Raw genomic sequence first — 23,494 nt, forward strand, 5'->3', positions numbered from 1 at the left:
CTGAGTTCGGTTCTCAACCGTTGCCCCGGCACCGGTAGGAACCCAGTGTGGAGTCCATGGACCTGCTGTCGTTCGTGGCCGTACCCGCGCTCGCCTACCTCGTCATGGCGGCGCTCGTGGCGGTCGACGCGGTCGTGCCGGCCGTGCCGGGTGAGGTCGCGGTCATCTCCGCCGGCGCGCTCGCCGCGGCCGGTCACCTGAACGTCGGCTGGGCCATCGCCGCCGCCACGCTCGGCGCGCTGACGGGCGACCTCGCGGTGCACGGCATGAGCCGGCGCGCGCTGCCCGGTGTGCTGGAACGGTTCGGCGCCGGCCGGCGGCTCAAGGCGAAGATCGCCCAGGCCCATGAGCGCATGGGATCGACCAGCGCGGCGGCCATCATCGCGGCCCGGTTCATCCCGCTCGGCCGCACGACGATGTCGGCGGCGGCGGGCGTGGCCGGCATGGGACCGCGGCGGTTCGGCGTCATCGCGTTCGCCGCGGGACTGCTGTGGTCCAGCTGGGCGGTCGGGCTCGGCTACGTCACCGGCTCCGTCACCGACGCGCCGCTGTGGCTGCAGGTGGCCATCGGCGCAGCGGTCGGTGTGCTGGTGGGCGTGTGGGCCGGCGCCGCGCACACCATCGTCCGCACCCGCCGCCGCATGAGCGAGCGGGCCCGCGCCGCCGAGGCCACCGAGTGCGACGAGCCGTCGCCGTCACGGACCCCCGAGCTGGTGGCGTGAGCTCACCGCGCTGACGGCGGCGGCAGGCGGTCGCGCATGGCGCGGGGCCGCTCGGCCTTCGGCGCGTCCGACCAGTCCTCCGGCGCGTCGACCCAGCCGGCGAAGAGCACCAGCCCGCTCTCGCGGTGCACGGCGAGGAAGCCGAACGGACGGTCGTAGCTGACGGCCAGCGCCTGGGCCCGGTGCACCGGCATGGACACCGCGCGCAGCCCGATGGCGGTGACGGCGGCCGCCTCGAAGCCGGTGGCGCTGAAGATCGCGACGGCGGCCTGGCGGGCTTGGTCGACGCGCAGCGGCACCGGCCCGATGGCCGGGAAGTGGTCGCGGTCGCCGGAGCTGACCGCGCGCAGCCCGAACACGTCGGCCTGTTCGAGCAGGTCGTGCAGTGAGCGGACGGTGAACCGGGCGGTCTTGAGCACGAGGCCGGGACGCTGCGCGGACACCGTCGACACCCCGGGCCAGCGCTCGACGTCGCCCGACTCGAGCAGCGCCGCGCCGCCGGTCACCGCGGCATCGCCGGCCAGCAGCGCGACCGCGGCCGCGAGCACGTCGCCGGAGGCCCGGCCGTCCTCGCCGAGCACCAGGTGGACGTCGAGGCCGTTGTCGCCGGCCACCCGGGTGAGCGTCAGCGGGCCGGCCGCGGAGTCGGCGACGCGCACGTCGTCGGCGTCGGGCGTGGTGCGCGCGAGCCCGGCCAGCCGGCGGCCGGCCCAGGCGCCCTCGGACACCTGCCACGACTCGTCGGAGAACTTGCGCTGCCAGGTGGTGCGCAGCGCGAGCGCCGTGGCGAGGGTCAGCATGAGCTCCGGCCCGGCCTGGACGGGGAACCGCTCGATGAGCCCGTGGGTGCGCTCGCTCGCCCACGCGTCGAGGACCGGTTGGTCGACGCCGGCCTCGCCGGTCAGCTCGCCGAACGTGCCGGACGGCAGGGTGTCGCGCCACTCCGGGCGGACCCGTGCCGCCTGCTGCGCCCACAGTCCGAGGGCGGCGTCGACGCCGTCGAGGTCGGCCAGCGCCTTCAGCACGTCGCGCGCGGCGTCCATGGACTCGTCGGCGGACAGCCCCACCGCGTCAGCCAGCTCCGCCCGCCCGGGCTCGTCGGCCGACGCCGCGAGGACGGCGAGCAGCGGCCACAGCCCGGCGCCGGACAGGACGCCGGCGCCCTGGGTGCGCCGCAACCAGGCGGCGGTGAGGTGGTTGACCTCGGTGGCGTGCAGGCTCATGCCACCGAGCCTAGCCGGGCTCCGGCACCTTGGTGAGGACGTCGACGAGCACCGGGACCCGCTGCTCCACGACGGTCGCGACCGCGGCGTCGAGCACCTCCGGCAGCTCCGCCGCCGTCCGGACCGGGCCGAACGCCGTCACCCCCATCGACCGCGCCATGTCGGCGAAGTCGATGGCCGGCTCGTCGATGGCCGTGCCGACGCCGGCCTTGGACGGGTCGCGGTTCCGGTCGCGGGCGATGCGGTCGGCGTGCATCACCGAGTTGTTGAACGCCCGGTTGTTGTCCATGACGACGAGCATCGGGACCCGGTGGTGCGCGGCGGTCCACAGCGCGCCCGGCGTCATCATGAAGTCGCCGTCGGACTGGACGTCGACGACCAGCCGGCCGGTGTCGCGGTGCGCCAGGCCGGCGCCGATGGCCGCGCCGATGCCGTAGCCCAGCCCGGCGCCGCCGGAGCTGCCGAGGTAGTCGTCGACGGTGTTCAGGTCCCAGAGCCGGTGCAGGTAGCCGTACGCGCTCCCGTTCGCGATGACGGGGTCCGTGCCGGCCGTGGCGCGCAGCAGCTCGCGCGCCAGCCACGCCGGGTGCACCGGGCCCGGGCCGTCCTGGGCGGCGGCGAACGCGGCCCACCGCTCCCGCGCCGCCCCGGTCAGCTCGGCCAGCCGCTTGGCGCGGTCGCGTGCCGCGGCCGCCAGCTCGGGCTCCCGCTCGACCAGCGCGCGCACCGCGGAGCGAAGCGCCAGCGCCGTGGCCGACGACGACGCGGGCAGCGCCAGCCGGCAGTGCTGAAGTCGTTGCAGGTCCGCCGCCCACGCCTTGGCGCCGAACTGCGCGGTGCCGGCGAGCGCGACGGTGGCGTCGGGACGCGCCCGGAACCCGTGCAGGGCGGCGAGGTCGCGCACCTCCAGGGCCACGACGACGTCGGCCTCGGGCAGCTGCGCGGCCAGCCCGGTGGCGTTGTGCGGGTGCGCCGACGGGAAGCCGAGCGCGGGCCGGCCGTAGTCGCGCGACGGCTCCAGCACGGCCGCGCCGGTCAGCTCGGCCACCTCGACCAGCGCGTCGAGCGCCGGCTGCGACCGGTCCACCGTCTCGACCGCGATGACCGGCGCCTCGGCCTCCAGCAGCCAGCGCGCCAGTTGCTCGACGGCGGCGGGGTCGGGCGCGACGAGGCCCGGCGCGGCGTAGTCGGCGACCGGCCGGTACGCGAACCCGTCCGGCAGCCGCTGCTCCTGCACGTCGGAGTCGAAGCAGACGTACACCGGCCCGGGCGGCGCCCCGGTGGCCAGCTGGTAGGCGCGCACCAGCGACTCGGGCACCGCCTCGATCGAGGCTGGCTGGTCGTCCCAGCGGGTGTAGTCGCGCACCTGGGTGGCCTGGACGTTCGCCGTGTGGATCCAGTCGATCCACGGCCGCCGCCGTGCGGCGTCGACCGGTCCCGTGCCGCCGAGCACCAGCACGGGCGCGCGGTCGCACCACGCGTTGTAGATGGCCATGGTGGCGTGCTGCAGGCCGACGACGTCGTGGACGGCGGCGGCCATCGGCCGACCGGCCGCCTTCGCGTAGCCGTGCGCGATGGCGACCGAGATCTCCTCGTGCGTGCACTCGATGATCTCCGGGACGCCGGCCCGGTAGTTGACCAGCGAGTCGTGGATGCCACGGAAGGTGGCGCCCGGATTGCAGGCCACGAACTCGATGCCCAGCTCGTCGAGCAGGTCGACGATGACGTCAGAGCCGTACTCCGGCCGAGACTGCATGATCCCTCCCGGACCGGTCAGCGAAGCACGAGGTTGTAGGTCTTGACCTGGGTGTAGCCGAGCAGTTCCTCCATCGACTCCTCGCGCCCGACGCCGGACTCCTTGACCCCGCCGAACGGCATGCCGATGAAGTGGGTGGAGGTGTCGTTGACCCACACGTAGCCGGCCCGCATCGCACGGGCCATCCGGTGGGCGCGGTCGAAGTCGCGCGTGTACACGCTGGCGGTCAGGCCGAAGTCGACGCCGTTGGCGACGTCGACGGCCTCCTGCTCGGTGCGGAACGTCAGGACGGAGATCACCGGCCCGAAGATCTCGGTGCCGGCCACCCGCATGCCCGGCTCGACGCCGTCGAGCAGCGTCGCGGGGTAATAGTGGCCGCCGCCGGCAGGGGCGTCGCCGCCGCACACCAGCCGGGCGCCCTCGTCGAGCGCCGTCCGCACGTGCGCGGCGACGCGGTCGCGGTGGGCGGCCGAGATGAGCGGGCCCATGGTGACGCCGTCGTCGAACGGGGCGCCCACGACGACCTTCTCCAGCCGCTGGCGCAGCCTGTCGACGAGGTCCGCGGCGAGGTCGGCGTGCACCAGGACGCGCGACGTGGAACCGCAGGACTGGCCGGCGAAGGCGAAGTTCATGCCCTTGACGGCGCCCTCGACGACGGCGTCGAGGTCGGCGTCGGGGAAGACGACGAGGGCGTTCTTGCCGCCGAGCTCCAGCGAGACGTCCTTGACGCCCGACTCGGCCGCGGCCCGCTGGATGGCCCGGCCGGTCTGCGGACTCCCGGTGAAGGCGATGCGCCGCACGGCCGGATGGCGCACCAGCGCGTCGCCGGTCTCGACGCCGCTGCCGCTGACGACGGAGAACACGCCGGCGGGGACGTGCTCGGCCCACAGCTCGCCCAGCCGCAGCGCGGACAGCGGCGTGAGGTCGGACGGCTTGAGCACGACGGTGTTGCCGGCCACCAGCGGCGCGGCGATCTTGGAGGCGCCGAACATGCCGGGGTGGTTGTAGGCGATGATCCGCGCGACCACGCCGAACGGCACCCGCTCGGTGAAGTGGACGTTGCCGGTGCTGGACGGGATCGTCTCACCGCGCAGGTGCAGCGCCCAGTCGGCGAACATCCGCATGCGGTCGCCGGCGGTGCCGATGTCCTTGCGCATCATCCACAGCGGGAAGCCGCCGTCGAGGGAGTCGAGCCGGGCGATCTCCTCGACGTGCTGGTCGAGGACGTCGGCCAGCCGCCGGACGACGGCGGCCCGCTCGCGCACGTCGGTGCCGGCCCAGCCGGCCGCGGCGTCGTCGGCGGCCTGGACCGTGGCCGCGACGTCGGCCGCACCGGCGTCGGGCACCCGGGCGAGCGGCCCGCCCGTCGCGGGGTTCTCGACGTCGTACCGCGCGTCGCCGGCCGCCGGCGTCAACCGGCCGCCGCTCAGCAGCCGCCAGTCGTGCGCGGAGGGGTCGTCGAGCACCTGTCCGTCTGCCTGACTCACTCGCAGCCTCCCTGATCGCTCGAATTAGATTCAAAATACAGTGTCTACTTCGCCTGTGGAAGGGGTGTCACACCAGCAGCAGCCCGGCCACGCCTCCGGCGATGAGGACGGCGCCGACGGCCGTGCGGGGACGGACCCGCTCCCGGTTGGCGAACAGCAGCACGCTGACCGGGATCACCACCATCGGCGTGGCGGCGGAGATCGCGACCGCCACCGACACCGGGAGGTACGCCGTCGACGCGATCACCGAGGCCTGCCCGCCGATCGTGAGCGCGCCGCTGAGCAGCCACAGCGCCAGGCCGCGGCGCGGCCGTCGCGGCCCGGCCACGGCCGACCAGGCCGGGCGATGCAGCGCCGCGTAGACCACGGTCGCGGCGACGGCGCCGGCCAGCGCGCCGAGCAGCGGCTCGGACCAGCGGTCCAGTGCGTCGCCGCGGATGATGTTCCCCACCGCGTACGCCGCCGCCGAGAACAGCCCCACGCCGATCTCCCGCCACGGCACGACGCCGCCGGCCAGCCGGCCGCTGGCGAGGTAGAGGCCGAGCATGACGCCGCCCATGCAGGCCAGCTCGACCGGCCCGAGCCGCTCGCCGAGCAGCAGCCAGCCGAGCACCAGCGCGAACGCCGGGCTGCTGTTCTGGATGGTGCTGGCCCGCGACGGCCCGATCGTCTCGACGGTGCGGAAGTACCCGCGGCGGCCGAGATAGCTGGCGAAGATCCCGGAGACGGCGAACATCCCTAGCGCGAACGGGTCGACCCGCAGCGGTTCGGCGCGCACCGCCAGGTGCCCGACCACCAGGACCGCGCCGACCACGACGTTCGCCACCAGCGCCACGAGGAAGCCGGTCCGCTGTCCCATGTGCGCGGCGGCGGCCCGCACGACGAAGGCGTTGCCGGCGAACAACAGCAGCGCCAGCACCGCCAGCAGGTCACCCATGGGAGCGCCGCAACGACGTCTCCAGCCGGGACACCGGCACGAGGACGAACGCCAGCGCGGCGCCCGCCGCGGCCATCACGAGGAACACCGACGGCAGCGGCAGCAGGACCGCGAGCGCGCCGCAGGCGACCGGCGCCGCCAGCTTGCCGAGGTTGCGCACCGCACCGGTCAGCGACACGAAGGCGGCCCGCGCACCCGGCGGCGCCGCCTCGGTGACCAGCACGTTCTGCGCGACGGCGTAACAGCCGTCGGCCGCGCCGAAGGCCAGCAGGCTCGCCACCACCGCGACCGGCTGGGGTACGAGGCCGAGCACCACGAAGGCCGCCACCGTGACCACGATCGACGTCGCCACGACCGTCGCGGCCCGGAACCGGCGCAGCAACCGGCCCGACGCCGCGGCCGTCACCGCGCCGAGCACGCTCGCGGCGCCGAGCACGATGCCCGTGGCGGCCACCGACAGCCCGGCCTCCCGGACCGCCAGCAGCGGGAAGTACGTCAGCAGCGCGAACTTGAAGAAGAACCGGAGGAACGCCAGCACCTGCAGGCCGACGATGCCGCCGTCGCGGAGGCTGTGCCCGACCTGGCGCAGGGTCGACGGCGGGCGGGCGGCCCGCTCCCCCGCGTCCGGCCGGTCCACGACGGACCGCGACGGAGGCGGCAGGACGAACCAGCCCCACAGCGCCACCGGCACCGCCAGCACCGACAGCGCGAACGGCGCGTACCACGCCACCGCCACGAGGAGTCCGGCCACGGCCGGCAGCACCGCCTCGCCGACGGTCATGGCCACGATCCGCCGGCCCTGCGCGGCGGCCTGCGCCGGCCCGGTGAGTACGTCGCCGATGAGGGTGATCGTCAGCGCGAGGATCGCGCCGAACGCCGCGCCCTGCACCGCGCGCGACACCAGGATCGGGACGAACGACGGCGCCAGCAGCGGCGCCAGGCCGGCCACCGCGAAGACCGCCAGGGAGAGACAGAGCACGGCCCGCCGCCCGAACCGCTCGGCGAGCAGGCCGGCGGGAACACCGAGGACGACGCCCGGCAGCAGGTAGGCGGTGGTGAACAGCGCCACCTCGGCGTCGTCGAGCGACAGCGCCTCCTGCATCGCCGGCAGCATCGGCGCCAGCCCCTGGACGCCGGTGGTGGCGACCGCGGCGGCTACGCACGCGACCGCCACCACCGGCCGGGACCGGCCCGGCCCCGGGTGGGTCAGGACTGCTCCTCGACCAACTCGAGGGCACGCTCCAGGACGTCGACCGCGACGACGTCCTCGTACTCCGGCACCTCCTCCAGAAGGCCGGACTTCACGCCCACCTCGGCCATGAACGTGACGCTCTCCTCGCTGAGCCCCCCGTCCTCACCGGGCCAGAACCCGTAGTCGACCGCGCTGGTGTGCAGCGCGCGCAGCGTCTCGTCGTCGGGCATCTCCTCGACGTCGGCGAACTCCTCGACCGCGCCGACGAACGCGTCGTAGTCGGCCGACAGCTCCCGCATGCCCATGAGGACCGCCGCGCAGTAGTTGGCGGCCAGCTCGGCGTTCTCCTCCAGCCACGCCGCCGGCGCCGCGTGCGCCTCCTTGACGAAGTCCGGCACCTCCTCGAACAGGCTGGCGATGATCACCGGGTCGGTGGCCTGCTCGGCCGCGTCGTAGTACTGGTAGTCGTGGATCACCGTCGCGTCGACGTCGCCCGAGGCGAACGCGGTGGTGCGCAGGCCCGACGACTCCAGGATCTGGATGCCGGGGATGTCGGCGGCGGTCTGCTCCTGGCCGAGCGCCTGCAGCATGGCGTTGAGGATGACGTCGCCGGCGCCGCCGGGGCTGTCCAGCGCGACCCGGGTGTTCGGGTCGAACAGGTCCTCCACGGTGGAGATCCCGTTCGCGCCGGCGATGACGAAGTCGTCCTGCGCGATGTACGGGCAGAACAGCTTGAAGTCCTGGCCCTGCTCGTTGAGCAGCAGGTTGGAGACCAGGGACCCGGCCACCACGTCGGCGCGGCCGGACAGCACGGTCTGCGTCGCCACCGCGTGGGAGTCGAACGTCGTGAAGTTGTCGATGGTCATGTCGAGGCCGAAGTCCTCGCCATAGGTGATGACGCCGAACTTGGCCGGGACGAAGCCGGGCTGGGTCGGCGACGTGTTCGCCACTCTGATGGTGCCGGCGCCGTCACCGCCGCTGGTGGACGCATCGTCGTCACCGCCACCGCACGCGGCGGCGACAAGTACCAGCGCGACGGCTGGCACGGCGGCTCGGATCGCTGTCTGACGTGCCATGAGAACCTCCGGATGAACAGACCGGCAACAGGGCCGGGACGTCGGAGAACCGCGAGATCGTGACAGCGCGACGTGGGGTCACGCGGTCCGGTAGGCCAGGCTCTTGCCCTCCACGAACGACGCGAGACGCATGAGCACGAGGCCGAGCAGCATCGTCAGGACGATGCCGGCGAGAAGTGTCGGGATGTCGAACGTGGACTGGGCACCGAGCAGGACGCGGCCCAGGTTCGCCGCGGACAGCAGCAGTTCGGCCGTCACCGCGCCGCGGATCGCGCGGCCGACGCCGATCTTGAGGCCGAGGAAGATGTACGGCCTCGCCGCGGGCAGCACGACCTTGCGGTAGAGGTCGAGCTTGGAGGCGTTGAACGACTTGCCGACGTCGATCAGCGCCGGCGGAACCTCCTTGATCCCGGTCGAGGTGTTGACCAGGATCTCGAAGACGCACCACAGCACCACGAGGATGATCCGGCCGCGCAGTTCCAGGCCGGTGTAGATGCCGAGGATCGGGATGAGCAGCGACACCGGCGTCGCGTAGCCGGCGTGCACCAGCGGCTCGATGGTGTTCTGGGCGTAGCGGGACACGCCGATCCACAGGCCCACGCCGACGCCGATGACGGCGGCGATGACGTAGCCGACCACCATGGTGAGCATCGTGCCGGCGAGCGCCCGGCCGAAGTCGCCGCTGGCGAAGCCGTCCCACATGGCGGTGGCGACCTCGGTGACCGGCGCGATGGTGAAGGACTCGGGCTTGCGGCCGTACCACTCCCAGGCGGCGAGCAGCGCGATCACCGAGGTGATCCGCAGCGTCCACATCAGGATCGGCCCGGTCGGGTCGATGCGGGCGGCCGCCGGTTTCGTCGTCGACGCCATCAGTTCGCCCCCCTGACGCTGGACGCCACGTCGCCGGACCACGGGGTGAACCGCCGCTGGGCGAGCATGAGCGATTGAGTGAGTGCGGTGCCGACCAGGACGATCACCGCGGCGAGGGCGAAGAACTCGCCCAGGTTGCGGTCGAGGCCGAGCGTGGTGAGCTTCCGGCCCGTGCCGATGGTCACCCACAGCTCGGCGATGATCATGCCCTGGACGGCCTGGCCGAGGCCGAGTCGCAGGCCGGCGATGATGAACGGCAGCGTCCCCGGCAGCGTGATCGAGACGAACCGCTTGACCGGCCCGATGTTGAACGACCGCGCCATCTCCAGCACGGCCGGGTCGATGGACCGGACGCCGTTCGCGGGGTTGATGGTGACGTAGAAGATCGCGAACAGCGCCACGACGGCGACCCGGAACTCGAAGCCGGTGCCGAACACCAGGATGATGAACGGCAGCATCGCCGCCAGCGACGTCACGAACAGGGCGTTCACGTACGGCCCGAGCAGGAACTCGACCGGGCGGAACGTGCCCATCAGCAGGCCGACCGGCACCCCGATGAGCACGGCGATGCCGAAGCCGACCAGCATCTGGGTGAAGCTCTCGGCGACCAGGCCGAGCGAGCCGTCGCCGACGATGGTCCGGAAGCCGTCAGCGACGTCGCTGAGGCTGGGGAAGAAGAACGGCCCGACCCGCCGCGCGAACAGCTCCCACGCGACGAGCAGCAGGCCCCAGGTGACGGTCCGCTGGAACCACACCCGCTGGTACAGCGGCAGGCGGTCGCGCGCGGCCGGCGCGGCGGGGACGGGGGTGGCGGGGGCCTCGGCGACCGGCGCCGCCGGCTCAGGCCGCACGGCCAGCCGTCCCCGACTTGAGGGCGTCCCAGAGCTGGAACTTCATCTTCGCGAACTCGGGGTCGCTGCGCAGGTCGTCGCGGCGCGGCCGGGCGAACGGCACGTCGACGATCTGGGCCACCCGCCCGGGCCGGTTGCTCATCACGATGATGCGGTCGGCGAGGAACAGCGCCTCCTCGATGTCGTGCGTGATGAGCAGCGCGGTGCTGCGGCGAACCTCCCAGATCCGCTCCAGCTCGCCCTGCATGACGATCTTGGTCTGCGCGTCGAGGGCGCCGAACGGCTCATCCAGCAGCAGCATCTCCGGCTCGACGGCGAACGCGCGGGCCAGGCCGACCCGCTGCTGCATGCCGCCGGAGAGCTGGGCCGGGTAGTGGTCCTCGAACCCGGACAGGCCGACCATGTCGATGTAGGTGGCGGCCCGCTCGCGGCGCTCCCGCTGGCCGACGCCCAGACACTCCAGCCCGAACTCCACGTTCTTGCGGACGGTCCGCCAGGGCAGCAGGTGTGCGTGCTGGAAGACGACGCCGCGGTCGGGTCCGGGGCCGGTGATCGGGCGGCCCTTCAGCAGGATCTGGCCCGACGACGGCGCGGTCAGGCCGTCGATCATGCGCAGCAGGGTGGACTTGCCACACCCGCTGGCGCCGATGATGACGCAGAACTCGCCTTCGTCGACGGACAGGCTGACGTCCGCAAGGGCGTGTGTCTCCTGGACGACACGGCCGCGCTTGGTCGTGAAGGTCTTGGACACGTTCTCGATGGTGAGGACGCTCATCAGATCCGTCCGTTCATGATGGGACATTCGTCTACATGATTTTGGATACACTAGGTGCGGTGCGCGAACGCGTCAACAGCGGGGAACGAGATTTCGGCGGCTGAGATCCGATCGAAACACGGGCGCCCGCGGGCGCCCGGTCAGACGGTCTCGGATTCCTCTTGTTCGACCAGTGCCTGCAGCTCGACGGAGACCCGGCCGAGGTGCGTGGCCAGCCATGCCTTGGCCTTCTCGGTGTCGCCGGCTTCCAGGTGGGCGATGAGGCCGGGGTGCCCGCCGCGCTCGGGGACGCGGCGCAGCAGGAGGTACCGGCCCACGGAGTCGCGCAGGTTCTTCGCCGAGGCGAGCGTGCGAGGCCGGTCGGCCAGCGCGTAGAGCCGCTCGTAGAACTCCTTGCGCAGTTCCAGCCCGGTGGCGAGGTCGGTGGTGTCGTCGAGCTGGACCGCGAGCCGCTTGAGGTCGTCGAGCACCTCAGGCGTGAGGTTGGGGATCGACAGCTCGATCAGGTGCCCCTCGAGCAGGATGCGCAGCTCGTAGATCTCGGCGATCTCGGACGGGCTGAGCACCGACACGGTGACGCCGCGGTGGGTGTGGATGCGCACCAGGCCCTCACCCTCGAGCTGCCGGAGGCTGGCCCGCACGGGCATGCGGCTCACGCCGAGATGCGATGCGATGGCGTCGAGGTTGAGGCGGTGGCCGGGTGGGAAGGCGCCCTGCAGGATGGCCTCGCGGATGAACGCCTGGGTCATCTCCTCGACGGTCATGAACGTGCCGCGCACGGACTTGGCGATGACGTCGAGCGTCTCGTCGTCGGCCGGGGCCGTCCCGCCATTGCGCGCGCTCGTCCTACCCATGCACGTTCCTCTGCTCTGAAGGGGTTATCAAGAATACAGTCATGACTGGCTACGTCCATTGATCAGGCGCCAGACGCGCTCGGGAGTGAGCGGGAGCCGGTCGGGCCAGCGACCCGTCGCCCGGGCCACGGCCGCCGCCACCGCCCCGCCGATCGGGTTGAGCGTGCCCTCCCCCGCGCCTTTGGCGCCATACGGTCCCACACCATCGCGGCGCTCGGCAATCATCAGATCGATCTTGCGTGGAAGATCCTGCACCCGGGGCACGCGATAGTCGACGACGTTGGCGTTGGCGAGCTGCGCGCCGTCGTAGACGAGCTCCTCGTGCAGCGCGATGCCCAGGCCCTGGGTGGCGGCGCCGAGGTCCTGCCCCTCGACGGCGCGCGGGTTGATGGCGAAGCCGACGTCGGCGACGGTGACCAGCTGGTCGACGGCCACGACGCCGGTCTCGGGGTCGATCTCCACCGCGACGCCGACCATGCCGACCTCCCAGAACGGCGGCATCTGCTGGGTCGCGCCGTCGCGGCGCAGCAACCCGACGCCGGTGACCTCGCCGGCCGACCCGCCGAACCACTGCCGCACGACGGCGCCGAAGTCGAGCTCGCGCCCGTCCGGGCCGGCCACCGCGCCGGGGAGGTCGCTGACGTCCTCGGGTGCGCATGAGAACAGCTCGGCGGCCATGTCGCGCAGCCGTGAGCGCGCGTCGGCGCAGGCGCGTTGCAGCGCGAGGCCGACCAGCGTGGTGGTGCGGCTGGCGCCGGTGGTCCGCTCGTACGGCGTCACGGAGGTGTCGGACTGGACCACGGTGACGACGGCGAGGTCGACGCCCAGCTCCTCGGCGGCGACCTGCGCGAGCAGCGAGCGGCTGCCCTGTCCCATCTCCGTCGACCCGCTGAGCACCAGCACGGAGCCGTCGGTCTGGATGCGGACCTGGGCGGTCGAGATCGGGTAGGCGCCGGCGTCGGACACGGAGCAGCCGAAGCCGATGCCGTAGTGCGCGACGTCCTTGCGGTCGCGCTCCAGCGACTCGACCACCATCTCGAGGTCGGCCGGGATGTCGGCGTCGATGCCGCGCTTGCCGGGCAGGATCGTCTCGCCCTTGCGCGCGAGGTTGCGCCGGCGGATGTCCGCGCCGGAGATGCCCAGCCGCTCGGCCGCCTGGTCGAGGTTGGTCTCGCCGGCGAGGTTGCCCTGCGGCGCCCCGAACCCGCGGTACGACGACGCCGGCGACGTGTTCGTGTAGACGGAGCGGCCGCGGACGCGCAGGTTCGGTATGCGGTACGGGCCGAAGCAGCGGTTCACCGACTTCGCCATGACCAGCGGGCCGTTGTCGGCGTACGCGCCGGAGTCCATGACGATGTCGAACTCGCGCGCCAGGATGGTGCCGTCGGCGGCGAACCCGCTCTTCACCCGGACACGCGCGGAGTCGACGCGGGTGGTGTAGATGGCCTCCTCGACGCTCAGCGTCAGCTTCACCGGCCGGCCGGTGGCCCACGACGCCACCGACGCCAGCGGCTCGACCTTGGTGTACGACTTCGACCCGTAGCCGCCGCCGAGGTACGGCGACGTGACCCGCACACGCGACAGCGGCAGGTCGAAGACGCGCGCCAGGTCGTCGCGGACCATGTATGGGTGCTGCGCCGTGGAGACGACGGTCAGCGCGCCCTCGTGGTACGACGCCACCGCGTTGTACGGCTCCATGGCGTACGCGTAGAGCATCGGGAAGTGCACGGTGTTCTCGACGACGACGGCGGCCTCGGCGAACGCGGCGTCGACGTCGCCCCAGCCGATGCTCACCTCGTGGGCGAGGTTCGACAGTGCTGGTTCGGAGTCGTCGGCCTCTTCATCGACGTGCGAGAGGTTCTTGAACGACTCGTCGCCGGTGGCGTCGTAGGACCGCTCGTGCACCAGCGGCGCGCCCTCGGCCAGCGCGGCGTCGACGTCCATGACGGACGGCAGGTCCTCGTAGGACACCCGGACCAGTTCGACGGCGTCGGCGGCGGCCGCGACGGTCTCGGCGACGACGACGGCGACCGGCTCGCCGTAGTAGCGCACCTTCCCGGTGGCCAGGATCCAGTGGTCGGAGATGATGTGGCCGAACCGCGCGAACAGCGCCGAGAGGTCGTCGGCCGTCACCACGGCGACGACGCCGGGGCTCTTTAGCGCCGCCGCGACGTCGATGCCGGTGATGCGGGCGTGCGCGCGGTCGGAGCGGACGACCTTCGCGTGCGCCATGCCGGGCATCGTCACGTCGACGCAGTACTCCGCCGCGCCGGTGACCTTCTCGAGGAGGTCGGGCCGGCGCACCGACCGCCCGACGACGGTCTCACCCATGCGCGCCTCCCCGCAGCTGCTCGGCGACCTGCTCGACCGCCTCGACGATCGGCTCGTAGCCGGTGCACCGGCAGATGTTGCCCTCGAGGTGCTCGACGATGGCCGCGCGGTCGGGCACGTCGTCGCCGTCGAGCAGCGCCTTCGACATCATCAGGAACCCGGGCGTGCAGAACCCGCACTGCAGCGCGAAGTTGTCGACGAACGACTCCTGCAGCGGGTGCAGCGTCTGCCCGTCGGACAGCCCTTCGACCGTGGTGACGGCGGCGCCGTCGGCGTCGGCGGTGAGGAACGTGCACGAGCTGACCGGCCGGCCGTCGACCAGCACGGTGCACACACCGCACACCTGCAGCTCGCAGCTCACCTTCGTCCCGGTCAGGCCGAGATCCTCGCGCAGGAAGTCGGCCAGCAGCGACCGCGGTTCAATCTGCCGGCTGACGCTGACGCCGTTGACGTCGACGGTCACCGGGACGCTGGGCGGCCCAGAAGGCTCGGTCATGCGCTCACCTGCTCCAGCTTGGCCAGGGCACGCCGCACGTAGACCGCGGTGACGTGCCGCTTGTACTCCTCGGACCCGGAGAGGTCCGGCGTGGGGTCGATCCAGCCCGCAACGGCGTCGGGGTCGATCTCGCCGAGCGACCCGAACGACCATGCCATCGGCACCTCGCCGACCGCGCCGACGCCCAGCCGGTACCACCCGGCGGCGTCGTCGGCCAGCACCGCGACCCCGACCGTCGGCCGCTCCATGGTCTGGAACTTCACGTACGCGCCGCGCAGGCCGTCGCGCAGCGGGATGCGCACGTCGACCAGCAGCTCGTCGGGCTCCTTCTCCGCGTAGTACGGACCGGCCACGAACTCCTCGACCGTGACGGTGCGCCGGCCGGCGGGCGCGGCCAGCGTGACCGTGGCGCTCAGCGCCATGAGCACCGTCGCGACGTCGGACTTCGGCTCGGCGAAGCAGAGGTTGCCGCCGATGGAGCCCTGGCTGCGCACCCGGGCGTTGCCGATGTGCTTCTCCATGCGGGCGAAGACCGGCAGCCGCTGCTGGATGACGGGGTGCGCGGCGAGGTCGGCGTGCCGCTCGGTCGCGCCGACGACCAGCACGTCGTCGTCGACGCGGACACCGGACAGCTCGGGCACCCGCTTGAGGTCGACCAGCGCGTCGGGCCGGTGCAGGCCGGCCCGCATGGCGAGCAGGAGCTCGGTGCCGCCGCAGTACGGCACCGAGTCCTCGGACAGCTCGCGCAGCGCCTCGTCGAGCGTCGCGGGACGCCGCAACGCGAACGGCGGCAGCGTCATACGGCGCCCAGCACCTTCTCGGCGTTGGCGAAGAACTCGCCGATGATCTTCTCGGCCTTCTTGTTGATGGTCCCGCCGCCCATGGCCGCGACCTTGCCGCTGACCTCGTAGACGCCGGCCACGCGCACCGTGGTGCCGCCGTCGCCGGACGGTGCGAGGTCGAGCGTCGCGTCGACGACGAGCCGGGAGCCGACCTGGCGGTCCTCGCCCTCGGCGTGCACCGTGACGTGCTCCTCGGTGCGGACGTCGCTGAGCGTGATGGCGAGGTCGGCGCGCAGCTTGAACGGGCCGAGGCGGTCCAGCAGCACCGCCGAGTACCTGGCCAGGTGCTCGTGCTCCTCGGCCTGCTCGAGCACGCTGATCCACGACACCAGCACGGGCACGTCGATCAGCGTCGCCCACGCCTGCGCCGGCGCCGCGGACACCGTCAGCTCCCGGCCGAACTCACTTCGAGGCATGCGGGCCCCCTTCTCGTCAGCCCTTGAGCTTGGGCAGGACCTCGTTGCCGAGCAGCTCGATCTGGTCGAACCACTTGTCGAACTTGAAGCGGAAGTCGAAGACCAGGTGCTCGACGCCGGCTGCCTCGAACTTACGGCATTCCTCGACGGCGCCGTCGACGTCGCCCGCGATCAGCTGGCCCTCGAGATCGTCGACCGTCTCGAACGTGCCCGACGGCGGCTTGACCGCCCACTTGGACTTGTTCGCCCAGGCCAGCAGGCCGGGGATGTTGACGTGCTGGAGCGCCTCCTCGCGGGTGCGCTCGATCGAGGTCGGCGGGATGACGGCGATCGTGGGGCGCGGCTTGCCGGCCGCGGCCGACAGCTCCTCGATCGTCTCGACCCGCTTCTTCAGCGTGGCCATCGCGATGCGGCCGGGCATCCAGCCGTCGCAGAACTCCACCGCGAGGCGGGCCGAGCGCGGCGTGGCGCCGCAGTACCAGAACGGGATGCGCCCGCCCAGCGGCTTCGGCTCGATGGTGATGTCCTCGAACGAGAAGTTGTCGTCCTTGTAGGTGACCTCGTTCTCGGTGAAGACCCGCTTGAGGATCTCCGCGTTGGAGCGGACCAGCTCGACGCGGTCGCGGTCGCCCCAGCCGATCGCCTCGAACTCGTGGTCGAACGTGCCGGCCCCGAACCCGAGGATCAGCCGGTCGGCGCCCAGCAGGTGCGACATGGTGCCGGCCATGAGCGCCGTGACCAGCGGGTGCCGGAACGGGATCAGCGAGCCGGTGCCCAGCTGGATCCGCTCGGTGACCGCGCCGATGGCGGTGAGCGTGGTCAGCGCGTCGTAGAACGTCCGGTTCGGCTTCTCCATCTCGCCGTGCGGCTCGAAGACCAGGTGGTCGCGCACCCACACGGAGTCGAAGCCGAGCTCCTCGGCCCGCTGCGAGCCGCGCAGCAGCTTGTCGCGGTCGGCCTGCTCACCGAAGTGGGGCAGCAGAAGTCCATACTTCATCGTCAACGTCCTTCAGGCGGAGGGGTGGGCGGTGGCGAGCCGGCCGTGGCCGGGCTTCCCGACGACGGCGCCGTCGGCGAACACGTCCGTGCCGCGGACGAGCGTGCGCTCGAACCGGACGCCGAGGCTGCGGCCGTCGTACGGCGTCCAGCCGATGCGGGAGAGGACGTCGTCGTTGGTGATGGTCCACGGGCTGTCGAGGTTCGCGACCACCAGGTCGGCGTCGTAGCCGACGGCGATGCGGCCCTTGCGGCCCGTGAGGCCGAACGCGTCGGCCGGTCGGCGGGCGGCGGCCTCGACGGCGCGCTCGAGCGGGAGCTTGCCCAGGCGGACCGCGTCGAGCAGCAGCGGGTAGTAGTACTGGATGCCGGGGGTGCCGGTGTGGGCGCTCCACATCTTCGTCCAGCCGACCTCCTTCTCCTCGCGCGTGTGCGGCGCGTGGTCGGAGGAGATCATGTCGATGGTGCCGTCGAGCAGCCCCTCCCACACGGCCGCCCGGTGGTCGTCGGGCACCCAGTACGACAGCACGTACGGGCCCTGCGTCTCGACGTCGCTCCACGTGGACAGGAACAGCGCCCAGTGGTTCACCTCGCCGGTGACGTCGACGCCGCGGGCCTTGGCCCGGCGCACCGCGTCGATGGACCGGCGGGTCTGCATGTGCGCGATGTGGATGGGGCAGCCCGACGCCTCGGACAGCCGCAGCACGACGTCGATGGCGGTGTCCCAGATGACGCCGTCGCGGGCGGCGTAGGCGCTGGCGTAGCCCTGCGGGGTGTTGTCGCCGCGGGCCAGCACCTCGCCCTCGATGTAGTCCATCAGCGCCTGGTCGTGCGGGTGGATGATGAATCGCTTCCCGGTGGGCTTGATGCGGTCCATCATCTGCAGCAGGTGGCCGTGGTCGTGCATGCCGGTGCCGGCCGGGTGCGGGTAGGTGCGGCCGGTGTCGACGACCATGTAGATCTTGTACGCGTTGATGCCGGCCTCGGCCATCGACGCGATGTCGTCGAAGTTCGTCGGCGCCGGGTTGTGGTTGTAGTCGACGATCGACTTCTCCGCGTACAGCGCCATGACCTCGTCGAGCGTCTTGCGGTCGGTCGTCGGCGGGTCGAGGTTCGGCATGCCGAAGATCGTCGTGACGCCGCCCACCGCCGCCTGCTCGGTGGTGGTGATGATGTCTTCCTTGTGCGTGTACCCGGGCTCGCGGGTGTGCACGTGGACGTCGACCATGCCGGGCAGCACCAGCCGGCCGGTGGCGTCGACGACGGTCGCGTCGTCGCCGATGGCGGTGCCGGGCGAGACCAGCCCCGCGATGGTGCCGTCGTCGCCGATCAGGATGTCGGCGCGGACCGTGCCGTCCGGAGTGACGACGTCGCCTCCGCTGATCCGGGTGGTCACTGCCATGTCACTGCCCCTCCAGATACGTCACCGATTCGGCCCGGCCGTCCTGCGTGGTGATGACGACGTCGCCGTTGGTCAGGTAGGTGTCGAACCAGCCCACGATCGCCGGGGTGACCTTCTCCCAGTACTTGTCGTAGGCGGCGTAGTGCGTGGTGTGGCGCTGCATGACCAGGCTGCGCGGGCCCTTGGCGGCCTCGTAGATCGCGACGGCGTGGTCGGTCGGCGTGGTGGCGTCGCCCTCGATGCCGATGACCAGCAGCGGCGTCGTCAGCGTCCGAGCGGCGCTCAGCGGGTCGTACTCGAGGATCTCGTCGGCCGCGGCCAGCGAGACCGCCGTCGGGATGCGGCTGTCGACGTCGGCCTTCACCGTCGTGGCGCGCCGCTCCGGCGTCGGGACCATGATCTCCTCGCGCGGGTGGACCAGCCGGCCCTTGCCCGTGGTGACCCGCTCGCGGCGGTCGTCGTCGAGGCCCTTGAGGAAGTCGAGCCACTCGTACTCCGAGCGCATGCGGTGCAGCCAGTCGCGTCCGTTCGCGACGGGGAGCTGGCTGACGGCGGCCCGCACGCGGTCGTCGACGGCGGCCAGCAGGACGGCGTTGCCGCCGCCGGTGCCGCCGGAGCCGAACACGCCGATCCGGTCGGCGTCGACGTCGTCGCGCGTGGTCAGGTAGGTGACGGCGTTGCGCAGGTCCTGCAGCTGGACGGCCGGCGAGAGCTTCTTCTCGCCCTCGGAGTCGCCGAAGCCCCGGTAGTCGAGGATCAGCACGCCGAAACCCGCGGCGGTGAGCGCCTCGTGGTACCGGACGTACAGCTTCGCGTCCTTCAGGCCCAGCCAGCCCGGCCCCTGCACGATGGCCCGCAGCGGCCCGTCGGACCGATCCGGCGTGCGCCAGGACGCCGAGATCCGGCTGCCCTCGCTATAGAAGACGACGTCTTCGCTCCGCATCGAACCTCCATTTTGGATAATTGATACAGAGTCTAAAGTCCAGGGCCTTGGCGGGCAAGATGCCGGAGCACGTTGGCGGCTATCTTATGTTGTATCCAACGGTCGCCGGGCTGCCGCGACGGGGTCGGAGTGGTGGTCGGCCGGGCGGGCGGGGTGAGGGGACGGCGGTCGCGGCGGCCGGCCCGGGCGGGTGACCGGCGGCGGCCCCGGCGGCGGCCCAGGCGGATGCCGTGGCGGCGGCAGCCGAGGCAGCGGCGGCCGGCCCAGGCGGGTGACCGGTGGCGGCCCAGGCGGATGCCGTGGCGGTGGCCGGGCCGGCGGATGCCGAGGCAGCGATCGGGCCGGCAGGTAACCGTGGCGGCGGCACTAGTGGCGGCCCGGGTGACGACAACGCCAACAGTTGGCGCTCAGGTCAACCCGCGCGGACGCACCACCGTCGCCTGGGCCGGCGGATGCCGAGGCAGCGACCGGCCCGTCGCCTGCCGTGGCGGCGGCCGGACCGGCAAAGCCGTGGCGGCGGTCGCCGCAGCGGCGGCACTAGTGGCGGCCCGGGTGACGACAACGCCAACAGTTGGCGCTCAAGTCAACCCGCGCGGAACACCACCGTCGCCTTGGCCGGCGGATGCCGAGGCAGCGACCGGCCCGTCGCGTGCCGTGGCGGCGGTCGCCGCAGCGGCGGTACTAGTGGCGGCCCGGGTGACGACAACGCCAACAGTTGGCGCTCAGGTCAACCCGCGCGGAACAACACCGCCGTCCGGACCGGCGGATGCCGAGCGCCCGGCGAACACAGCCCGCCACACGACCCATCAGGCAGGCGGCCCCGCCGAAGTCAGCTGCGCGACTTCGCCCGCGCGGCCCGCTTCTTCGGCGCCGGACCCTTGGCCCGCTTCTCGGCGATGAGCTCGACCGCCCGCTCATGCGTCAGCTGCTCGATGTCGGTACCCCGCGGCACCGTGACGTTGACCTCGCCGTCGGTGATGTACGGGCCGAACCGGCCGTCCTTCACCACCAGCGGCTTGTTGGACACCGGGTCGGTGCCCAGCTCGCGCAGCGGCGGCGTGGCCGCTCGTGCGCCGCGGCGGCCCTTCGGCTGCGCGAACAGCTTCTCGGCCTCTTCGACGGTGACGGTGAACAGCGACGGCTCGTCGGGCAGTGAACGAGAGTCGGAGCCCTTCTTGACGTACGGGCCGTAGCGGCCGTTGGTCGCGACGATCTCGGCGCCCTCGGCGTCCTTGCCGACCACCCGCGGCAGGGTGAGCAGCTGCAGTGCCTCGTCGAGCGAGACGGTGTCGACGGACATGCTGCTGAACAGCGACGCCGTGGGCGGGCGCTCGTTCTTCGGCGCGTCGTCGGGCAGCAGCTCGGTGACATACGGGCCGTACCGGCCGGACTTCGCGACGACGGTGCGCCCGGTGGCCGGGTTCTGGCCCAGCTCGCGGTCGCCGTTGCCGCGAGCGACCAGCTCGCCGGCCAGCTCGACGGTGAGTTCGTCGGGCGGGAGGTCCTCGGGAATGCTGCCGCGGTTGCCCTCGATGTCCTCGAGGTACGGCCCGTAGCGGCCGACCCGCACCGTGAAGCCCTCGCCGATGGGGAACGAGGAGATCTCGCGCGCGTCGATCTCGCCGAGGTTGTCGGCGAGCTTCTTCAGCCCGGCGACGCTGTCGTCGCCGTGCCAGAACTGCGCCAGCTCGGCGGCGCGGTCGGCCCGGCCGCCGGCGATCTCGTCGAGCACGTCCTCCATCTTGGCGGTGAACTCGTAGTCGACCAGCCGGGTGAAGTGCTCTTCCAGCAGCCGGACGACGGCGAAGGCCAGCCAGGCCGGCACCAGCGCGGTGCCGCGCTTGAACACGTAGCCGCGGTCGAGGATGGTGCGGATGATCGACGCGTACGTGGACGGGCGGCCGATCTCGCGGTCTTCCAGCTCCTTGACCAGCGTGGCCTCGGTGTAGCGGGCCGGCGGCTTGGTGCTGTGGCCCTCGGGCTCGATGCCGGCCGCCGTGAGCCCCTGGCCCTCGCTGAGCTGCGGGAGCCGCCGCTCGCGGTCGTCGAGCTCGGCCTCGGGGTCGTCGGCGCCCTCGACGTAGGCCTTGAGGAAGCCGTGGAAGGTGATGGTGCGGCCGGACGCCGTGAGCTCGACGTCCTCGCCGGACGCGGCGGTGGCGCCGACCCGGACCGTCAGCGTCTCGCCCTTGGCGTCGCGCATCTGCGAGGCGACGGTGCGCATCCAGATGAGTTCGTACAGCCGGTACTCGTCGTCGCGCAGGCCGGTCTCGGCCGGGGTGCGGAAGGAGTCGCCGGCCGGGCGGATGGCCTCGTGCGCCTCCTGCGCGTTCTTCACCTTGCTGGTGTACTTGCGCGGCGCGTCGGGCAGGTACTCGGTGCCGTACAGCTCCGCGACCTGCGCCCGGGCCGCGTTCAGCGCGGAGTCGGACAGCGTGATGGAGTCGGTACGCATATAGGTGATGAAGCCGTTCTCGTACAGCCGCTGCGCCACCTGCATGGTGCGGGCCGCGCCGTAGCCCAGCTTGCGCGAGGCCTCCTGCTGCATGGTGGTGGTGCGGAACGGCGCGTACGGCTTGCGGGTGTAGGGCTTGGCCTCGACCGATCGGACGGTGTAGTCGGCGTCGCCGAGCGCGGCGGCCAGGGCGCGGGCGCGCTGCTCGTCGAGCACGACGACGTCGCGGCTCTTCACCTCGCCACGGGCGTCGAAGTCGCGGCCGGTGGCGACCTTGGTGCCGTTGACGGTGGCCAGCCGGGCCTCGAACGCGTGCGGGTCGTCGGACGTGCCGGTGTCGAGCGTGGCGGTGAGGTCCCAGTACTCGGCCGAGCGGAACGCCATGCGCTCGCGCTCGCGGTCGACGACGAGGCGCGTGGCCACGCTCTGGACCCGTCCCGCCGACAGGCCCTGCATGACCTTGCGCCACAGCACCGGGGAGACCTGGTAGCCGTAGAGGCGGTCGACGATGCGCCGCGTCTCCTGGGCGTCGACGAGGTCTTCGTCGATGTCGCGGGGGTTCTGCACGGCGGCCCGGATGGCGTCGCGGGTGATCTCGTGGAAGACCATGCGGCGGACCGGGACCTTCGGCTTCAACTCCTCGCGCAGATGCCACGCGATGGCCTCGCCCTCGCGGTCCTCATCGGTGGCGAGCAGGAGCTCGTCGGCCTCTTTGAGCATGGTCTTGAGCTTCTTGACCTGGTCCTTGGCCCGGCCCGCCGGCACGATGTACAGCGGCTCGAACCCGCCGTCGACGTCGACGCCGACCGGGTTGCCGTAGCGCTCGCGCTCGGCCTCGGGGACCTCGGTCTTCTTCGACGGCAGATCGCGGATGTGGCCGAACGACGACTCCACCATGTAGCCGTCGCCAAGGTAGCCGGCGATGGTCTTGGCCTTCGCCGGCGACTCCACGACGACGAGACGGCGGCGGGCCGTGCCGTTCGTGGATCGGGCCATGAATGCTCCTCACTCCCCGGGCACGGTGAACCGACCCCTTCGGCTCACGAACACTCCCCTGCGACAACGCACGGTATCCGACGTTGTTCCCGAGACGCGAAGAGGATAACCAGACGGCGATCCCCGCCGCCAATGATCAACACCGCCGTCTGCTGCGGCATCAGGCCGTCCGGGGCCGTGCGCCGAACACCGCGGAGCCCACCCGGACCAGCGTCGCACCCTCCGCGACGGCCGCCTCCAGATCGCCGCTCATCCCCATCGACAGCACCGGCAACGCGGCTCCGACGGCGTCGGCGGCGCGGTCGCGCAGCACCCGCAGGTCGCGGTAGGACGCCCGCACCAACGCGTCGTCCGGCGACTGCAGCCCGACCGTCATCAGGCCGCGGACCCGCAGGCGGTCGCGGGCGGCGACCTCCTTGACGACGGCGATCGCGTCGTCCGGCGCGACCCCGGACTTGCTCGCCTCGCCGGACGTGTTGACCTGCACCAGCACGGCGAGCGTGCGGTCCTGCGCCTCGAGCCGGCGCTGGAGCCGGTCGGCCAGCTCGACGCCGTCGACGGACTGCACGCAGCTGACGTAGCGCAGCACCTGGTTGACCTTGTTCGACTGCAGGTGGCCGATGAAGTGCCGCTCGCACGGCAACCCGGAGAGCTCGGCGTCCTTCGCCGCCAGCTCCTGGACCCGGTTCTCGCCGATCAGCCGGGCGCCGGCCGCGATGGCCACGGCGATACGATCGGCCGGCTGCGTCTTCGTGGCCAGCAGCACCTCGACCTCGCCGGGCGCCCGACCGGCCGCCGCGCAGGCGGCGTCGACCCGTTCCCGCACCGCCGCCAGATTGGCCCGGATGTCCGCGTCGGCCGCCATCGATCCCCT

Annotated in this window: 20 protein-coding genes; 1 reads left to right on the forward strand and 19 read right to left on the reverse strand. The window is 72.2% G+C overall.

Features of this window, described 5'->3' with window-relative positions; all coding sequences use genetic code 11:
* Window positions 1–56 precede the first annotated feature (56 nt).
* Window positions 57–722 carry a DedA family protein gene (locus tag BLU82_RS27920; protein ID WP_092624179.1) on the forward strand — a complete coding sequence of 222 codons (666 nt, stop codon included), beginning with the start codon at window positions 57–59 and terminating at the stop codon, window positions 720–722.
* A 2-nt stretch (window positions 723–724) separates the two neighbouring features.
* Here BLU82_RS27920 and BLU82_RS27925 read toward each other — a convergent pair whose 3' ends face one another.
* The 19 genes from BLU82_RS27925 to BLU82_RS28015 form a co-directional block, all read right to left on the reverse strand.
* A complete protein-coding gene (locus BLU82_RS27925; protein WP_092624180.1) occupies window positions 725–1,945 on the reverse strand; it encodes a serpin family protein in 1,221 nt (406 codons plus the stop codon).
* Window positions 1,946–1,955: 10 nt separating this feature from the next.
* The gene (locus BLU82_RS27930; RefSeq protein WP_092624181.1) at window positions 1,956–3,701 is read right to left on the reverse strand and encodes a thiamine pyrophosphate-binding protein; all 1,746 of its coding nucleotides are present in this window, start codon (window positions 3,699–3,701) and stop codon (window positions 1,956–1,958) included.
* 17 nt (window positions 3,702–3,718) lie between these two features.
* Entirely contained in the window at window positions 3,719–5,188 is a 1,470-nt protein-coding gene (locus BLU82_RS27935; protein ID WP_231947598.1) for an aldehyde dehydrogenase family protein, read from the reverse strand.
* 67 nt (window positions 5,189–5,255) lie between these two features.
* Complete coding sequence (locus BLU82_RS27940) at window positions 5,256–6,125, reverse strand: DMT family transporter (RefSeq protein ID WP_092624182.1); 870 nt, start codon at window positions 6,123–6,125, stop codon at window positions 5,256–5,258.
* Window positions 6,118–7,302, reverse strand: a complete 1,185-nt coding sequence (locus BLU82_RS27945) for an MFS transporter (RefSeq protein ID WP_157741301.1) — start codon at window positions 7,300–7,302, stop codon at window positions 6,118–6,120. The genes BLU82_RS27940 and BLU82_RS27945 overlap by 8 nt, the downstream gene beginning before the upstream one ends.
* Window positions 7,303–7,331: 29 nt before the next feature.
* On the reverse strand, window positions 7,332–8,393 hold the full coding sequence (locus tag BLU82_RS27950) for an ABC transporter substrate-binding protein (RefSeq protein WP_157741302.1): 1,062 nt from the start codon (window positions 8,391–8,393) through the stop codon (window positions 7,332–7,334).
* A 78-nt stretch (window positions 8,394–8,471) separates the two neighbouring features.
* Window positions 8,472–9,263, reverse strand: coding sequence for an ABC transporter permease (locus tag BLU82_RS27955; protein WP_092624185.1), 792 nt, complete (start codon window positions 9,261–9,263; stop codon window positions 8,472–8,474).
* On the reverse strand, window positions 9,263–10,114 hold the full coding sequence (locus BLU82_RS27960; protein WP_092624186.1) for an ABC transporter permease: 852 nt from the start codon (window positions 10,112–10,114) through the stop codon (window positions 9,263–9,265). Before BLU82_RS27960 ends, BLU82_RS27955 begins: the two co-directional genes overlap by 1 nt.
* The gene (locus tag BLU82_RS27965) at window positions 10,104–10,889 is read right to left on the reverse strand and encodes an ABC transporter ATP-binding protein (RefSeq protein ID WP_092624187.1); all 786 of its coding nucleotides are present in this window, start codon (window positions 10,887–10,889) and stop codon (window positions 10,104–10,106) included. Before BLU82_RS27965 ends, BLU82_RS27960 begins: the two co-directional genes overlap by 11 nt.
* A 140-nt stretch (window positions 10,890–11,029) precedes the next feature.
* Window positions 11,030–11,743, reverse strand: a complete 714-nt coding sequence (locus BLU82_RS27970) for a GntR family transcriptional regulator (RefSeq protein WP_092624188.1) — start codon at window positions 11,741–11,743, stop codon at window positions 11,030–11,032.
* 39 nt (window positions 11,744–11,782) lie between these two features.
* Window positions 11,783–14,074 carry a xanthine dehydrogenase family protein molybdopterin-binding subunit gene (locus tag BLU82_RS27975; RefSeq protein WP_092624189.1) on the reverse strand — a complete coding sequence of 764 codons (2,292 nt, stop codon included), beginning with the start codon at window positions 14,072–14,074 and terminating at the stop codon, window positions 11,783–11,785.
* Window positions 14,067–14,570: a (2Fe-2S)-binding protein gene (locus BLU82_RS27980; RefSeq protein WP_092624190.1), complete on the reverse strand. Its 504-nt coding sequence runs from the start codon at window positions 14,568–14,570 to the stop codon at window positions 14,067–14,069. The genes BLU82_RS27975 and BLU82_RS27980 overlap by 8 nt, the downstream gene beginning before the upstream one ends.
* Window positions 14,567–15,370 (reverse strand): xanthine dehydrogenase family protein subunit M, encoded by an 804-nt coding sequence (locus BLU82_RS27985; protein WP_092624191.1) that lies wholly within the window; start codon window positions 15,368–15,370, stop codon window positions 14,567–14,569. Before BLU82_RS27985 ends, BLU82_RS27980 begins: the two co-directional genes overlap by 4 nt.
* A complete protein-coding gene (locus BLU82_RS27990) occupies window positions 15,367–15,828 on the reverse strand; it encodes a CoxG family protein (protein WP_074946654.1) in 462 nt (153 codons plus the stop codon). The genes BLU82_RS27985 and BLU82_RS27990 overlap by 4 nt, the downstream gene beginning before the upstream one ends.
* Window positions 15,829–15,844: 16 nt before the next feature.
* Entirely contained in the window at window positions 15,845–16,825 is a 981-nt protein-coding gene (locus BLU82_RS27995; RefSeq protein ID WP_092624192.1) for an LLM class flavin-dependent oxidoreductase, read from the reverse strand.
* A gap of 12 nt (window positions 16,826–16,837) precedes the next feature.
* A complete protein-coding gene (locus tag BLU82_RS28000) occupies window positions 16,838–18,226 on the reverse strand; it encodes a dihydroorotase family protein (protein WP_069109144.1) in 1,389 nt (462 codons plus the stop codon).
* Window position 18,227: 1 nt separating this feature from the next.
* Window positions 18,228–19,169, reverse strand: coding sequence for an alpha/beta hydrolase (locus tag BLU82_RS28005; protein WP_092624193.1), 942 nt, complete (start codon window positions 19,167–19,169; stop codon window positions 18,228–18,230).
* Window positions 19,170–19,998: 829 nt separating this feature from the next.
* Entirely contained in the window at window positions 19,999–22,620 is a 2,622-nt protein-coding gene (topA, locus tag BLU82_RS28010) for a type I DNA topoisomerase (protein ID WP_092624194.1), read from the reverse strand.
* Window positions 22,621–22,780: 160 nt separating this feature from the next.
* Window positions 22,781–23,485, reverse strand: coding sequence for a YggS family pyridoxal phosphate-dependent enzyme (locus tag BLU82_RS28015; protein ID WP_092624195.1), 705 nt, complete (start codon window positions 23,483–23,485; stop codon window positions 22,781–22,783).
* Window positions 23,486–23,494: the final 9 nt, after the last annotated feature.

The organism is Jiangella sp. DSM 45060 (assembly GCF_900105175.1).
Taxonomy (GTDB): Bacteria; Actinomycetota; Actinomycetes; order Jiangellales; family Jiangellaceae; genus Jiangella.

Excerpts from the sequence above, each read along its gene's own strand:
- BLU82_RS27920 (WP_092624179.1), top strand. The coding sequence starts at position 57 with ATGGACCTGCTGTCGTTCGTGGCCGTACCCGCGCTCGCCTACCTCGTC.
- BLU82_RS27925 (WP_092624180.1), bottom strand. The coding sequence starts at position 1,945 with ATGAGCCTGCACGCCACCGAGGTCAACCACCTCACCGCCGCCTGGTTG.
- BLU82_RS27930 (WP_092624181.1), bottom strand. The coding sequence starts at position 3,701 with ATGCAGTCTCGGCCGGAGTACGGCTCTGACGTCATCGTCGACCTGCTC.
- BLU82_RS27940 (WP_092624182.1), bottom strand. The coding sequence starts at position 6,125 with ATGGGTGACCTGCTGGCGGTGCTGGCGCTGCTGTTGTTCGCCGGCAAC.
- BLU82_RS27950 (WP_157741302.1), bottom strand. The coding sequence starts at position 8,393 with ATGGCACGTCAGACAGCGATCCGAGCCGCCGTGCCAGCCGTCGCGCTG.
- BLU82_RS27955 (WP_092624185.1), bottom strand. The coding sequence starts at position 9,263 with ATGGCGTCGACGACGAAACCGGCGGCCGCCCGCATCGACCCGACCGGG.
- BLU82_RS27965 (WP_092624187.1), bottom strand. The coding sequence starts at position 10,889 with ATGAGCGTCCTCACCATCGAGAACGTGTCCAAGACCTTCACGACCAAG.
- BLU82_RS27970 (WP_092624188.1), bottom strand. The coding sequence starts at position 11,743 with ATGGGTAGGACGAGCGCGCGCAATGGCGGGACGGCCCCGGCCGACGAC.
- BLU82_RS27975 (WP_092624189.1), bottom strand. The coding sequence starts at position 14,074 with ATGGGTGAGACCGTCGTCGGGCGGTCGGTGCGCCGGCCCGACCTCCTC.
- BLU82_RS27980 (WP_092624190.1), bottom strand. The coding sequence starts at position 14,570 with ATGACCGAGCCTTCTGGGCCGCCCAGCGTCCCGGTGACCGTCGACGTC.
- BLU82_RS27985 (WP_092624191.1), bottom strand. The coding sequence starts at position 15,370 with ATGACGCTGCCGCCGTTCGCGTTGCGGCGTCCCGCGACGCTCGACGAG.
- BLU82_RS27990 (WP_074946654.1), bottom strand. The coding sequence starts at position 15,828 with ATGCCTCGAAGTGAGTTCGGCCGGGAGCTGACGGTGTCCGCGGCGCCG.
- BLU82_RS27995 (WP_092624192.1), bottom strand. The coding sequence starts at position 16,825 with ATGAAGTATGGACTTCTGCTGCCCCACTTCGGTGAGCAGGCCGACCGC.
- BLU82_RS28000 (WP_069109144.1), bottom strand. The coding sequence starts at position 18,226 with ATGGCAGTGACCACCCGGATCAGCGGAGGCGACGTCGTCACTCCGGAC.
- BLU82_RS28005 (WP_092624193.1), bottom strand. The coding sequence starts at position 19,169 with ATGCGGAGCGAAGACGTCGTCTTCTATAGCGAGGGCAGCCGGATCTCG.
- topA (WP_092624194.1), bottom strand. The coding sequence starts at position 22,620 with ATGGCCCGATCCACGAACGGCACGGCCCGCCGCCGTCTCGTCGTCGTG.
- BLU82_RS28015 (WP_092624195.1), bottom strand. The coding sequence starts at position 23,485 with ATGGCGGCCGACGCGGACATCCGGGCCAATCTGGCGGCGGTGCGGGAA.